Annotated in this window: 13 protein-coding genes; 12 read left to right on the top strand and 1 reads right to left on the bottom strand. The window is 48.3% G+C overall.

Annotated elements, in window-relative coordinates:
- The first annotated feature begins 113 nt into the window (after window positions 1-113).
- The 11 genes from wecB (at window position 114) to BBG47_RS08865 (ending at window position 8,779) form a co-directional block, all read left to right on the top strand.
- On the top strand, window positions 114-1,268 hold the full coding sequence (wecB, locus tag BBG47_RS08915; RefSeq protein ID WP_065291441.1) for a non-hydrolyzing UDP-N-acetylglucosamine 2-epimerase: 1,155 nt from the start codon (window positions 114-116) through the stop codon (window positions 1,266-1,268).
- Between the two features lie 174 nt (window positions 1,269-1,442).
- On the top strand, window positions 1,443-1,676 hold the full coding sequence (locus BBG47_RS08910; protein WP_044353145.1) for an AtpZ/AtpI family protein: 234 nt from the start codon (window positions 1,443-1,445) through the stop codon (window positions 1,674-1,676).
- Window positions 1,669-2,049: an ATP synthase subunit I gene (locus tag BBG47_RS08905; RefSeq protein WP_065291440.1), complete on the top strand. Its 381-nt coding sequence runs from the start codon at window positions 1,669-1,671 to the stop codon at window positions 2,047-2,049. Before BBG47_RS08910 ends, BBG47_RS08905 begins: the two co-directional genes overlap by 8 nt.
- Window positions 2,050-2,079: 30 nt before the next feature.
- Window positions 2,080-2,865 carry a F0F1 ATP synthase subunit A gene (gene atpB, locus BBG47_RS08900; protein ID WP_065291439.1) on the top strand — a complete coding sequence of 262 codons (786 nt, stop codon included), beginning with the start codon at window positions 2,080-2,082 and terminating at the stop codon, window positions 2,863-2,865.
- A gap of 98 nt (window positions 2,866-2,963) precedes the next feature.
- Window positions 2,964-3,176, top strand: a complete 213-nt coding sequence (atpE, locus tag BBG47_RS08895; protein WP_021257177.1) for a F0F1 ATP synthase subunit C — start codon at window positions 2,964-2,966, stop codon at window positions 3,174-3,176.
- Window positions 3,177-3,266: 90 nt separating this feature from the next.
- On the top strand, window positions 3,267-3,752 hold the full coding sequence (atpF, locus tag BBG47_RS08890) for a F0F1 ATP synthase subunit B (RefSeq protein WP_005544831.1): 486 nt from the start codon (window positions 3,267-3,269) through the stop codon (window positions 3,750-3,752).
- Window positions 3,749-4,297, top strand: coding sequence for a F0F1 ATP synthase subunit delta (locus BBG47_RS08885; RefSeq protein ID WP_065291438.1), 549 nt, complete (start codon window positions 3,749-3,751; stop codon window positions 4,295-4,297). The genes atpF and BBG47_RS08885 overlap by 4 nt, the downstream gene beginning before the upstream one ends.
- Window positions 4,298-4,375: 78 nt before the next feature.
- Entirely contained in the window at window positions 4,376-5,890 is a 1,515-nt protein-coding gene (gene atpA, locus BBG47_RS08880; RefSeq protein WP_021257175.1) for a F0F1 ATP synthase subunit alpha, read from the top strand.
- Between the two features lie 103 nt (window positions 5,891-5,993).
- Window positions 5,994-6,854, top strand: a complete 861-nt coding sequence (atpG, locus tag BBG47_RS08875) for an ATP synthase F1 subunit gamma (RefSeq protein WP_028533393.1) — start codon at window positions 5,994-5,996, stop codon at window positions 6,852-6,854.
- Window positions 6,855-6,889: 35 nt separating this feature from the next.
- The gene (gene atpD / locus BBG47_RS08870; RefSeq protein ID WP_065291437.1) at window positions 6,890-8,296 is read left to right on the top strand and encodes a F0F1 ATP synthase subunit beta; all 1,407 of its coding nucleotides are present in this window, start codon (window positions 6,890-6,892) and stop codon (window positions 8,294-8,296) included.
- Window positions 8,297-8,362: 66 nt separating this feature from the next.
- Window positions 8,363-8,779 carry a F0F1 ATP synthase subunit epsilon gene (locus tag BBG47_RS08865; protein ID WP_005544821.1) on the top strand — a complete coding sequence of 139 codons (417 nt, stop codon included), beginning with the start codon at window positions 8,363-8,365 and terminating at the stop codon, window positions 8,777-8,779.
- 100 nt (window positions 8,780-8,879) lie between these two features.
- Here the strand turns inward: BBG47_RS08865 and BBG47_RS08860 are convergent, their stop codons facing one another.
- The gene (locus BBG47_RS08860) at window positions 8,880-9,533 is read right to left on the bottom strand and encodes an SDR family NAD(P)-dependent oxidoreductase (RefSeq protein ID WP_065291436.1); all 654 of its coding nucleotides are present in this window, start codon (window positions 9,531-9,533) and stop codon (window positions 8,880-8,882) included.
- 670 nt (window positions 9,534-10,203) lie between these two features.
- Here BBG47_RS08860 and BBG47_RS08855 point away from each other — a divergent pair.
- On the top strand, window positions 10,204-12,285 hold the full coding sequence (locus BBG47_RS08855; RefSeq protein ID WP_065291435.1) for a serine hydrolase domain-containing protein: 2,082 nt from the start codon (window positions 10,204-10,206) through the stop codon (window positions 12,283-12,285).
- The last annotated feature ends 63 nt before the right edge of the window (window positions 12,286-12,348 follow it).

Raw genomic sequence — 12,348 nt, 5'->3', positions numbered from 1 at the left:
AGTTCTTGCAACCTTCTCGGTGCTGAAAAGCGATCTTTTTGAGGTCAAAAAAATGATTTTAGAGCCAATAATGTATTGACTATTATGCAAGAAGAAAGACGGAGGATAAGACTATGTCCAAAGTGAAAGTAATGACGGTATTCGGTGTTCGTCCAGAAGCAATTAAGATGGCGCCGCTTATTCTGGAATTACAGAAGCATCCGGAACACATCGAATCCATCGTATGCGTCACGGCCCAACATCGTCAGATGTTGGACCAGGTGCTCGATGTGTTCAATATTAAGCCAGACTATGATCTGGACATTATGCAGGCGCGTCAGACGCTGAATGATATTTCCGTGCGTGTCCTTCAAGGATTGGAGCCTGTATTGCGTGAAGCGAAGCCAGATATTGTGCTTGTACATGGTGACACATTGACGACGTTCCTCGCCAGCTACGCGGCATTCATGCAGCAGATTAAGGTAGGGCACGTTGAAGCGGGACTTCGTACATGGAATAAGCTTTCTCCGTTCCCGGAAGAAATGAATCGCCAATTGACAGGCGTTTTGGCTGATTTGCACTTTGCGCCTACCGATTGGTCGGCAAGCAATTTGCGTAAAGAAAATAAGCAAGATGCATCGATATTTGTCACAGGCAACACGGTTACAGATGTGTTTCAATATACAGTACGATCTGACTACAAGCATGAGGTGCTCGATTGGGCGCAAGGCAAACGTCTAGTATTGATGACTGCACATCGCCGCGAATCACAAGGTGAGCCGCATCGCAACATTTTCCGTGCTGTTCGCCGTATTGCAGACGAATTTGAAGACATCGCTATCGTATATCCGGTACATCCAAGTCCGGCTGTACGTGAACCGGCTCATGAGATGCTGGGAGATCACCCGCGCATTAAGCTGATAGAACCGCTTGATGTGGTTGACCTCCACAACTTCTATCCGCACACGCACCTCATCCTTACCGATTCAGGCGGTCTTCAGGAGGAAGCACCGTCATTTGGCATTCCTGTGCTTGTCCTCCGCGAAACTACCGAACGACCGGAAGGCATTGATGCAGGAACACTGGAGTTGGTCGGCACGGATGAAGAGAAAGTGTATGCGCGTGCGAAGGCGCTGTTGTCGGACGAAGCGACATATGCACGTATGAGCAAGGCTGCAAACCCTTATGGGGATGGCAAAGCGTCCCAAAGGATCGTCAGTGCGATTCTTCACAGTTTTGGGGTTCAAGAAGAGCGTCCGGAGCCATTTCACACAAAGTTCACAAATTGATAGATGACACTCTTCTATGAGGGAAGGCACCAGCATACAGTGATACTGTACGGTTTACGCGGATTTTCAAAGCTTGAAAGCGAATGTATATCGTTTTCATCCTTGTTGTTACGCGGTTTTTATCAATTGACAAAGACTCGTAATCTTAAGTAAAATGAATGGGAATTATAGGCTATGAAAATGTCGAATCGTAACGATCGCCCATGGCTGGTCGCCCTCTCTATTAGTGGAGCGGGTGTCTTGCTTGCCTTGTACATACTCTTAGGCTTTTACGCGGGGAAGTGGATCGCGAATGCGTCTAATGGGTCCAAGCTCTGGCTTGGAGTAGGGAGTATCGTCGGGCTATGCCTTGGCATCGTCAATATCATCTACTTAGTAAAGAAGTTCATGGGGGAACAAAATGAATGATATGGCTTCCATGGTTCGTGCCGTTACGAGAGTAACGCTTCTCTTATTGTCTGCGTTCATCCTCGGTTGGGCTGTAGCACCGGAATATCGGACGTATACGGCTGGGCTGACACTGGGAACTGCGGCAGGGCTGGCCTATGCTCACTATTTGTCTATCAAAGTTAGACAGATTGCAGAGATGGCTGCTAGTCTAGAGAAGAGGCGGTACAGCTTTGGATTTGTAACTCGGATGTGCATCGTACTCTTGGCAGTCATGTTCGCCATTAAGTTCGAACAGCACATATCCCTTGTGGCGACAATTGTCGGATTTTTCATTACTCAGTTATTGTCGATTTTCGTTAGTATAATTTGGGCAAGCAAAAAGAAAGCGTAAGCAGTCTATTGGAAAGGGGTGAACACATTTATGCACTCAGCACCGATTATCGAGGTTATGGGACTGCACCTGGATTTGTCCATCATCTTCACGCTACTTCTTAGCGGAATCATTACCTTTATTATTGCCCGGCTCGCTGTTCGCAATCTTTCGGTTGAAAAGCCTTCCAAGATGCAGAACTTCTTGGAGTGGGTTGTCGAATTCGTGCACGGCATTATCGGTAGTGCGATGCCACTGAAGAAGGGGAAGGCATTCATCTCATTAGGGATGACGCTTATCTTGTTTATTTTCGTATCTAACGTACTAGGATTGCCGTTCGCAGTGATTACCGAAGCGCACCATCCGGTGTCTATCTTCGGTCACGAGATTGTAGCAACTAGTCAGGCGGCATTCGATGAGCTTGCAGCTAAGGGTAAACCTGAACACGTCCACTTGTTGTGGTATAAGTCGCCAACGGCTGACGTATCCGTAACATTCGGTCTGGCGTTCTTGGTCTTCATTATCGTGAACTTCCTAGGCCTCAAGAACAATCGGAAGCACTACTTGAAGCACTATATCGAGCCATTCCCAATCTTCCTTCCATTGAATATCGTGGAGAACTTGGCGAAGCCAATTGCGCTTGGTATCCGGTTGTACGCGAACATCTTCGCGGGTGAGGTACTGATATCCACGCTCATTGGAGCAGGGGTATTCGGTCTACCGTTCCTCGCGGCATGGCAAGGCTTCAGTATATTTATCGGCGCGCTCCAAGCCTTCATCTTCACGATGTTGACAATGGTATACATCGCGCAGGCATCTGTACATGAAGAACATTAACAAACTCTGCCGAGACCCATACTCGTATGGGCAACTTCGGGTGAGACATATAAACAAAGCAATTCAATAATACATGAATTTTGAGGAGGACTTTTCTAATGAATTTGATCGCAGCAGCAATTGCAGTAGGTTTGGGCGCTTTGGGCGCAGGTCTTGGTAACGGTATGATCGTTAGCCGCACAGTTGAGTCGATTGCTCGTCAACCAGAAGCTCGTAACATGTTGCAAACGACAATGTTTATCGGTGTTGGTATCGTCGAGGTTATTCCGCTCGCCGCTACAGTTATCGCGTTCTTGGCAATGTTCTCTTAATGAATAGACAAACGGTTTGGCGGGGAAGGCCGATGCCATCCGCGCCTTCGTTTTGTTAGCACGTCATGTTAACGGAAAGGAGTGACTGTAGTGAGTTTTGTTTGGGAAAATTTCGTGTGGGCGATCCTTGCTTTCTTAATCCTATATTTCTTACTTCAAAAGTACGCGTTCGGACCATTGTTCGACGTGATGGAGAAACGCCGCGAGCTCGTGCAGCAGCAATTGGATGAAGCGGCGAATAGCCGTTCACAGGCACAAGTATACGTAGAAGAACAGAAGGAAGCTCTTGCTACAGCGCGCAAAGATGCGTATGACATCATCGAACAAGCGAAACAAACGAGCGTTCGTCAAGCAGACGAGATTATCGGCGGCGCGAAGAGCGAGGCTGTTCGTCTGAAGGAAGAAGCAGCTCGCGATATCGAGAGCGAGAAGAACAAGGCAGTTGCCGCTCTTCGCGAAGAAGTGGGCAACATGTCCGTGGCAATCGCATCGAAGATCTTGGAGAAGCAAGTTGACGAGAAAGATCAAGAGCAATTGGTCGGCCAATACCTGAAAGAGGTAGGAGGCAAACAATGAGCCAGAACATCGTAATCGCCAAGCGTTATGCCAAAGCGTTGTTCGAACTTGCTCAGGAGCGTCAACTGGTCTCAGAAACGGAACAGCAGTTGAAAGATACTGCGGAATTGGTGAAAGCCAATCATGAATTGTACCTTATTCTGACGTCGCCGAATATTGGTCATGCCGAGAAGTCAGCAGTACTTAGCAAAGTACTGGACGGTCACGTATCTGATATCGTGTTGAACATGGTTCAGCTGCTTATCGAACGTGGGCGCATTGATGCACTGCGCGAGATCGCGGACAGCTATGTTCGCATTGCTGGCGAAGCACTCGGCATCCTGGATGCAACAGTGACATCCGCTTATCCGCTTGATGAATCGGAGAAGGAAGCTGTCGCTGCTGAATTCGGTCAGAAACTAGGCAAGACGATTCGCGTTCATAACGTTGTTGACGCAGCCGTAATCGGAGGCTTGCAAGTCCGCATTCGGGATCACCTGTATGACGGCAGCTTGTCCGGCAAGTTGGAACGCCTAAATAGATCATTGAAATCGCAAGCACGTTAGTTCTTATCGAGACTGTTCAAGAAGTCCGTTTTTGAACACTCATTTACTATTTAGCACGGAAGAATGGGGTGAAGCGAGTTGAGCATCAGACCTGATGAAATCAGTACACTGATTAAAAGTCAAATCGAACAATATAAATCGGAGATCGAAGTGGCGGAAGTTGGTACAGTCATTAATGTTGGTGACGGTATTGCCCGTGTACACGGACTAGAGCAATGTATGTCCGGCGAGTTGCTCGAATTCTCTAACGGCGTTATGGGTATGGCCCTCAACTTGGAGGAGAATAACGTTGGTATCGTAATTCTTGGACCTTACAAAGACATTCGCGAAGGTGACCAAGTAAAGCGTACAGGCCGCATCATGGAAGTTCCAGTCGGTGAAGCGCTGCTTGGACGCGTTGTCAATCCGCTCGGCCAGCCAGTAGACGGCAAAGGCCCAATCGCTACGACGGAATTCCGTCCAGTCGAATCCAATGCACCAGGCGTTATCGACCGTAAATCGGTACATGAGCCGATGCAAACGGGTATTAAAGCGATTGACTCCATGGTTCCAATCGGCCGCGGTCAGCGTGAGCTGATCATCGGTGACCGTCAAACAGGTAAGACAACGATCGCAATCGATACGATCATTAACCAAAAAGGCAACGGCGTGAAATGTATTTACGTCGCAATCGGCCAAAAGCAATCTACAGTTGCACAAGTTGTAGAAACACTTCGTCGTCATGGCGCATTGGAGTACACAATCGTGGTTACAGCATCGGCATCCGAGCCAGCACCGCTTCTGTTCTTGGCTCCATATGCAGGCGTCTCCATGGGCGAGTACTTCATGTACAAAGGCGAGCACGTGCTCGTAATCTATGATGACTTGTCGAAGCAAGCTGCGGCTTACCGCGAATTGTCCTTGCTCCTTCGCCGTCCTCCAGGCCGTGAGGCATATCCTGGTGACGTATTCTACTTGCACTCCCGCTTGCTGGAGCGCGCTGCGAAGCTGAGCGACGAGAATGGCGGCGGTTCTTTGACTGCATTGCCATTTATCGAAACACAAGCATCTGACGTATCGGCTTACATTCCGACGAACGTAATCTCGATTACCGATGGACAAATTTTCTTGGAAGCTGACCTGTTCTATTCCGGTCAACGTCCAGCGATTAACGTAGGTATTTCCGTATCCCGTGTTGGTGGTTCCGCACAGATCAAGGCGATGAAGAAGGTAGCAGGTACACTTCGTCTCGACTTGGCACAATATCGTGAATTGCAAGCCTTCTCCCAATTCGGATCCGATTTGGATAAGTCAACGCTTGCCCGCTTGAACCGTGGTGAGCGCTTGATGGAAATTCTGAAGCAAGGTGTCAACCAGCCGCTTCCAGTAGAGAAGCAAGTTGTCAGCTTGTATATAGCGACGAGAGGGCACCTGGATGAAATTCCAGTTGCAGATATTCAACGCTTCGAGAATGAATTCCATGCTTACTTGGCAAGTAACCAAGATAGCATCTACCAATCGATCAGCGATACGAAAGACTTGGTAAAAGAAAACGAAGACGCACTGGTTGAAGCGGTAACGAAATTCAAAAAGAGCTTCGCCGTGTCCGTGTAATAGATAGAAGTTGACTGCAACTGGGAAGCCTCAGGGCTCCCGGTGCGCATTCGAAGAAGTCCGCTTTGCCCTGCGCAAAGCGCTAAAGGCAGGTGAGATGGAAGTGGCTAAAGGAATTCTCGAGATTAAGCGCCAGATCAAGAGCGTGCAGAGCACGAAGCAGATCACGAAGGCGATGGAGATGGTTGGTGCGGCGAAGCTGCGCCGCGCACAATCGAAGGCTGAGGCAGCTCGTCCTTATGCGGATAAGCTGAAGGAGGTCGTCTCCAGCATTGCGGCTGGTACGCAAGGGATTTCCCACCCGATGCTAGAGAAGCGTCCTGTGAAGAAGACGGGATATCTCGTTATCACATCCGACGGTGGCTTGAAGGGCGGCTACAATGCCAACGTGCTTCGTAAGGTCATGGTGACGATGCAGGAAAACAAGCTGACGAAGGATGATATCGTATTATTCGTCATCGGACGCAAGGGTCGTGATTACTTCCGCAGAAGAGGATTTAATATCGTGGAGGCTGTTACGGAGTTGCCGGACACGCCTACATTTGCAGATATTAAGTCTATCGCATACAACGCCGTGAAATATTTCGAAGAGCACAAGTATGATGAACTGATTCTGTTCTATAACGAATTCGTGAACGCAATCACACAGGTGCCGGTAGAGAAAAAACTCTTGCCGCTTGATGATGAAGCGTTTAACGGTCCAGTAACATCGTATGAATATGAGCCTTCTGCTGAAGAAGTGCTCGGGCAGTTGCTGCCGAAGTATGCGGAGACACTTATTTATAGTGCGCTCCTCGATGCGAAGGCAAGTGAGTTCGGCGCGCAGATGACCGCGATGGGCAGTGCGACGAAGAACGCAACGAAGATGATCAACTCGCTGACGCTCGTGTACAACCGTGCACGCCAAGCGGCGATTACGCAGGAAATTTCGGAAATTGTAGCAGGGGCAAACGCTCAGGCTTAATCGGAAATGCATGTTTGACAGTAGGAGGGAACGAGATGAGTAAAGGACGCGTGATTAGCGTAATGGGTCCGGTTGTCGACATTGAGTTCGAACGTGGACAACTGCCTGAAATTTTGAACGCGATCAAGATTGAGCAGAAGTCGACAACTGCCGGCGCGCCTGACATCAACTTGACGTTGGAGGCATCGGTTCACTTGGGTGACAACGTAGTTCGCTGCGTTGCGATGTCTTCTACAGACGGCTTGATTCGCGGCATGGAAGCGTCAGATCTTGGCGCTCCAATTACAGTACCGGTAGGCGAAGTGACGTTGGGTCGTGTATTCAACGTGCTTGGAGAAGCAATTGATAATGCGGGCGAGGTTGTGAAAGAAACAGTTAGCCCGATTCATAAAGAAGCTCCTAAGTTTGACGAGCTTTCCACGCAAGCGGAAATTCTCGAAACAGGGATCAAAGTAATCGACTTGTTGGCTCCTTATGTGAAGGGCGGTAAGATCGGTCTGTTCGGCGGTGCCGGCGTAGGTAAGACGGTAACGATCCAGGAGCTGATCAACAACATCGCGCAGGAGCACGGCGGTATTTCCGTATTTGCGGGTGTCGGCGAGCGTACGCGCGAAGGTAACGACTTGTACCATGAAATGAAGGATTCCGGCGTTATCAGCAAAACGGCGATGGTATTCGGTCAGATGAATGAGCCGCCAGGAGCACGTTTGCGCGTTGCCTTGACGGGTCTGACAATGGCTGAACATTTCCGTGATGAAGAAGGCAAGGACGTTCTCTTGTTCATCGATAACATCTTCCGCTTTACACAAGCGGGTTCCGAAGTATCCGCCTTGCTTGGCCGCATGCCTTCCGCGGTAGGTTACCAACCTACATTGGCTACGGAAATGGGTCAATTGCAAGAACGTATTACTTCAACGAAAAAAGGTTCTGTTACATCCATCCAGGCGATCTACGTTCCTGCGGATGACTACACAGACCCGGCTCCAGCTACGACGTTTGCTCACTTGGATGCAACGACGAACTTGGAGCGTAAAATTTCCGAGATGGGTATCTTCCCTGCGGTTGATCCGCTTGCATCTTCATCCCGGATTTTGACACCTGAAATTGTCGGCGAAGAGCACTACCAAGTTGCACAAGGCGTTAAACGTATTTTGCAGCGCTATAAAGAACTGCAAGATATTATTGCAATTCTTGGTATGGATGAGTTATCCGAAGAAGACAAGCTGACGGTTGCTCGTGCGCGCAAAATTCAGCGCTTTTTATCGCAAGCACTCCATGTGGCAGAACAGTTTACGGGCATCAAGGGCAAATACGTGCCTATTAAAGAAACGGTACGCAGCTTCAAGGAAATTTTGGACGGCAAGCACGATGACCTTCCAGAAGCAGCTTTCTATTTCGTTGGTACGATTGAAGATGCTGTGGAAAAAGCAAAGACGCTGTAAGCGGCTTGACGTGAAACGGGCTGTCTATTGCTAAGGCATGGACAGAACGGAAGGAGGAAACCGCAGTTGAGCACCTTTTTGTTGGAAATCGTTACACCGGAGCACAAAGTGTTCGAACAGCAGGTGGACATGATTAGCGTCAAGGGCGTCGAAGGAGATCTCGGTATTTTGGCGAACCATATTCCGATGGTTACGCCGCTTCGCATTGGTCCAATGAAGATCAAAGAAGGCGGCAAGGAGCATTGGATTGCGGTTCATGGCGGATTTGTTGAAGTACGTAAGGACAAAGTCGTTGTGCTTGCAGAAAGCGCAGAAATGCCGGAAGACATCGATGTGGAACGTGCCAAGGCAGCGAAAGCCCGGGCGGAGCAACGTCTGGCGATGGCTGCACGGAGCAAGCAGGATTCCCTGGACTTCCGTCGTGCGGAATTGTCGCTCCAACGTGCCGTGACGCGGATTAAAGTCTCGCAAAAAGAATGGTAATCATGATATAAATCGAAGAAGAGCTGTTCCAGAACCCCTCAGGTTTTGGAACAGCTCTTTTTTCATAAGGATTATTTTTTCATCATTCATATGAACTTGATTATGGCTTCAACATAACCTCAGCCTCAGAGCGCTTCGTATGCATGCTGTAGAAGGCTTCTCCGACCAATTGTGGGTCAAAGGAGGTATTTGGCTGGACGAAGCCGCAGACGGTCAATGTGCCAGCATAGAGACCGTATTGCTTGAACTCATCATGTAGGCTGAGGGCAAGGCTGCGCAGACCAGATTTCCCGACACCGAGAGATACCAGTGATGCTGTCGGCTGCAGTGCTTGTCCACCACCCGTCAGCAGGTATGAACCTGTACCGCGCGTTTTCATGCCCGGAAGAATACATTGGGCAGTCGTCAACGCTCCTACTACGTTTACCTTGAAGTCTTCGATCATATCAGAAGGCTGTACTTCAGAGGGAAGTCCAGGTGCATGGGCAGAGGCGTTGTATACGACGGCCTCAGGCGTGCCGTACTCTGTTTCAAGTGCTGACAGTGTTTGACGAATAGCAGTTTCGTCGCTAGTAAGTGCGACAGCCCCTGTCGCTTCAATATTCATATCATGCAGGATGTCTTTCATTTGCTCTAGCGTATCCGATTCTCGCGTAATGAGAACAGGAAGGTAACCACGTTGTCCAAATGACTTGGCAATGCCAAGTCCGATGCCGCAGCCGGCGCCGACGATCCAAATCATCGGTTGTGTCATATTATCGTTCAACCCCTTGTTGTATGATCCGATGTATGGATATTGTAAACCGAATATGTAGCAGAGTTCAAAACCATTTTTCACATAGCCCGTCATTCATCGGAAAATAAATTTTGGAAAATATCATTTTATTGCTTGACGCATGTATGGGGTCTGATTATAATAAAGACAGTTAATATTGATAATCATTCTCAAATGAAGGTTATCAATTAACCTCATCAAGTGAACGTTCGGGAAGGCTGCTTCTTGGACCGTCACATCAAGTGAAATATCCTTCTTCTTGGTTCTTTTGATTTTCAGTAGGTTGGTTAATTGTAGGTAGTTTCCTCATCCTCCGTGAGCTGTGGCCGGATCGCAGCTCTCTTTTTTTTGCCCTCATTTCCACGCCCAGCTAAATGGATGGTCACTGCTCAATAGAGTGAATCTAGGTTAGGGCTGAGCTGAATTGAAAATGAGTTATATGAGTTGAATATAAGTTGGATATAAGTTGAATGTAACTTGTACTGGAATACGTCGAAGCTGGCCCGTGGAATACGGGCATTCATTGGCCCCTTTTTTGATCTGAGGATCAAAAAGGGGCTTTATTGTTTCTCTGTTTTTACTTTTGTAATGAACGAATCAAAAAGGAAAATCGTACTAACTACAGATTCGCAATAAGGAGGAATTTGTAATGAAAAAAAGATTCCCTAGGATACTTGCACTAACCCTTGCGCTGTCGATGATTGTGCCGTCAGCAGTAATGGCGTCCCCAACAGGCAATAGTAATGTCGCAGCAGTCACTCAGAGACTAGAACAGATCGCGGCGGAGAAAGCTGCTCTTCTCACTAAAATGGGGACAGTCAGTGTACAATATGCACTGATTGACAACGGCAAGATTACGGTGTCCGGCCAGGCTGGCATCAACGATAGAGAAGGGAAGGAGCCGTTGACCAAGGATACGATGTATGGCATCGGCTCAACGAGCAAAGTGTTCACGGCCGCAGCCGTCATGAAGCTGGCAGACGAGGGAAAGATTGACCTCGATGCGCCCTTGATTAACTATATCACCGACTTCACAATGAAGGATGAACGGTACAAGCAGATTACTCCGCGCATGCTGCTAAACCATTCCTCCGGCCTGCAAGGCACCAGCATGGGCAACGCCTTCCTGTTCGAGGATAATGACACTTACTCGCATGATACGCTGTTGAAACAATTATCAACACAAAGCTTAAAAGCGAACCCAGGCGCGTTTTCTGTTTACTGTAACGATGGCTTCACATTGGCTGAGATTCTGGTAGAGAGAGTTAGCGGCATGAGCTTTACAGCATTTATACATAACAATTTTACGGAACCATTGAAGTTGAGCCATACGAAGACATCGCAGGACGTACTGGAACAAGACAAGTTGGCGGGGCTCTATTTCCCTTTCTACCCAGGTCAGCTTCCTAATGAAACTGTGAATATGATTGGTACAGGGGGGATATACTCCACGGCGGAAGATTTGGTGCGATTCTCGCAACTCTTTACAGGTGAGACGAAGGGTATCCTATCTGATAAAGCGGTGCAGGCGATGGCAAATGAGGAATACAAGAAAGGTTTATGGCCAGAAGATACAGACAATAGTTTCAACTACGGACTTGGCTGGGACAGCGTGAAGCTGTTCCCATTCAATGAATATGGATTGAAGGGATTAGCTAAAGGCGGCGATACGATGCTGTATCATGCTTCCCTCGTCGTGCTTCCAGAACTGAAGATGGCAGCAGCAGTGTTGACTTCTGGCGGTTCTAGCATGACTAATGAGATGCTGGCGAACGACTTGCTGCTGCAAGCGCTGAAGGAGAAGGGGGCAATTAAAACGATAAAACCGGAGAAATCCTTCGGCAAGCCGGTAAAGGCGGGAATGCCTGCTGAGGTGGCGAATCAGACTGGTTATTATGGTACTAGAAATCAGCAAGTGAAGGTTGAGATCAAGAAGGACGGTGAATTGACTTTGCCGTTAATGACTCTCATTGATCATTCGAAAGAAAAGTATGTGTACACATCGGATGGAAGCTTCATCAATGAGAATGGAACTTCCAAGGTCAGTTTTGTAACCGAGAAGAATGGCCGCACATACATCTGGGTGAGAGAATATATGACAATGCCAGGTCTGGGACAGTTTGTACTGTCGCACTATGCAGCAGAAAAATTGGAAGAGAACAAGCTCTCTAAGGAGACTGCTGAGACTTGGGAGAAGCGAAAAGGCATTACGTTCTATCAAGTAAACGAGAAATATACCTCCATTCTGTATTTCTTGATGAAACCGACGATACAAATAGCCCTTACTGATGAACTGCCGGGTTATCTGGGGGACAAAAAAATTACAGGTCCAAACACGGCCGAAAGCGAGCTTAATATTCCGGGCATGCTAGGCGGTCGGGATCTGGCGGAATCTATATTCTTCAGGCAAGACGGAGTCGAATACATGGAGGAAGCCGGCAAATTGTATATCAGCGGTGCGAACGTTAATCCCCTCTATGCAGGAAAAAGCTCAACTGCCACGCTGCAAGCGAACGGGCACGCTAGATGGTATACAGTTCCGGATGTAGCCGTGGGCAAGACGATGACTGTTGCGCTACCGGCGAAGGGTGGATTCGTGGTCTATAACGAGCAAGGCCTACCAGTTAACTTTACAGTTGTCAGCGGCAAAAACGAAGTGACGCTGCCTAAGAATGGCACAATCGTCTTTGCTGGTACACCGGGCTCGGAATTTGGCATTACATTGAAATAAACCAAACGATAGATAATGGAACGGCGACAGCAGCATGCACGCGATAGTTGAAGTAAGCTGAGC

Source organism: Paenibacillus sp. KS1, from assembly GCF_001680695.1.
GTDB lineage: Bacteria > Bacillota > Bacilli > Paenibacillales > Paenibacillaceae > Paenibacillus_B > Paenibacillus_B suaedae.
The sequence above is the reverse complement of the archived record's forward strand: the minus strand, read 5'-3'. Positions and strand labels throughout refer to the sequence as shown.

Bases quoted from the DNA above. Each gene is read 5' to 3' on its own strand.
- BBG47_RS08860 (WP_065291436.1), bottom strand. From the start codon at position 9,533: ATGACACAACCGATGATTTGGATCGTCGGCGCCGGCTGCGGCATCGGA.
- BBG47_RS08905 (WP_065291440.1), top strand. From the start codon at position 1,669: ATGAATGATATGGCTTCCATGGTTCGTGCCGTTACGAGAGTAACGCTT.
- atpB (WP_065291439.1), top strand. From the start codon at position 2,080: ATGCACTCAGCACCGATTATCGAGGTTATGGGACTGCACCTGGATTTG.
- BBG47_RS08910 (WP_044353145.1), top strand. From the start codon at position 1,443: ATGAAAATGTCGAATCGTAACGATCGCCCATGGCTGGTCGCCCTCTCT.
- BBG47_RS08855 (WP_065291435.1), top strand. From the start codon at position 10,204: ATGAAAAAAAGATTCCCTAGGATACTTGCACTAACCCTTGCGCTGTCG.
- atpE (WP_021257177.1), top strand. From the start codon at position 2,964: ATGAATTTGATCGCAGCAGCAATTGCAGTAGGTTTGGGCGCTTTGGGC.
- BBG47_RS08885 (WP_065291438.1), top strand. From the start codon at position 3,749: ATGAGCCAGAACATCGTAATCGCCAAGCGTTATGCCAAAGCGTTGTTC.
- atpD (WP_065291437.1), top strand. From the start codon at position 6,890: ATGAGTAAAGGACGCGTGATTAGCGTAATGGGTCCGGTTGTCGACATT.
- wecB (WP_065291441.1), top strand. From the start codon at position 114: ATGTCCAAAGTGAAAGTAATGACGGTATTCGGTGTTCGTCCAGAAGCA.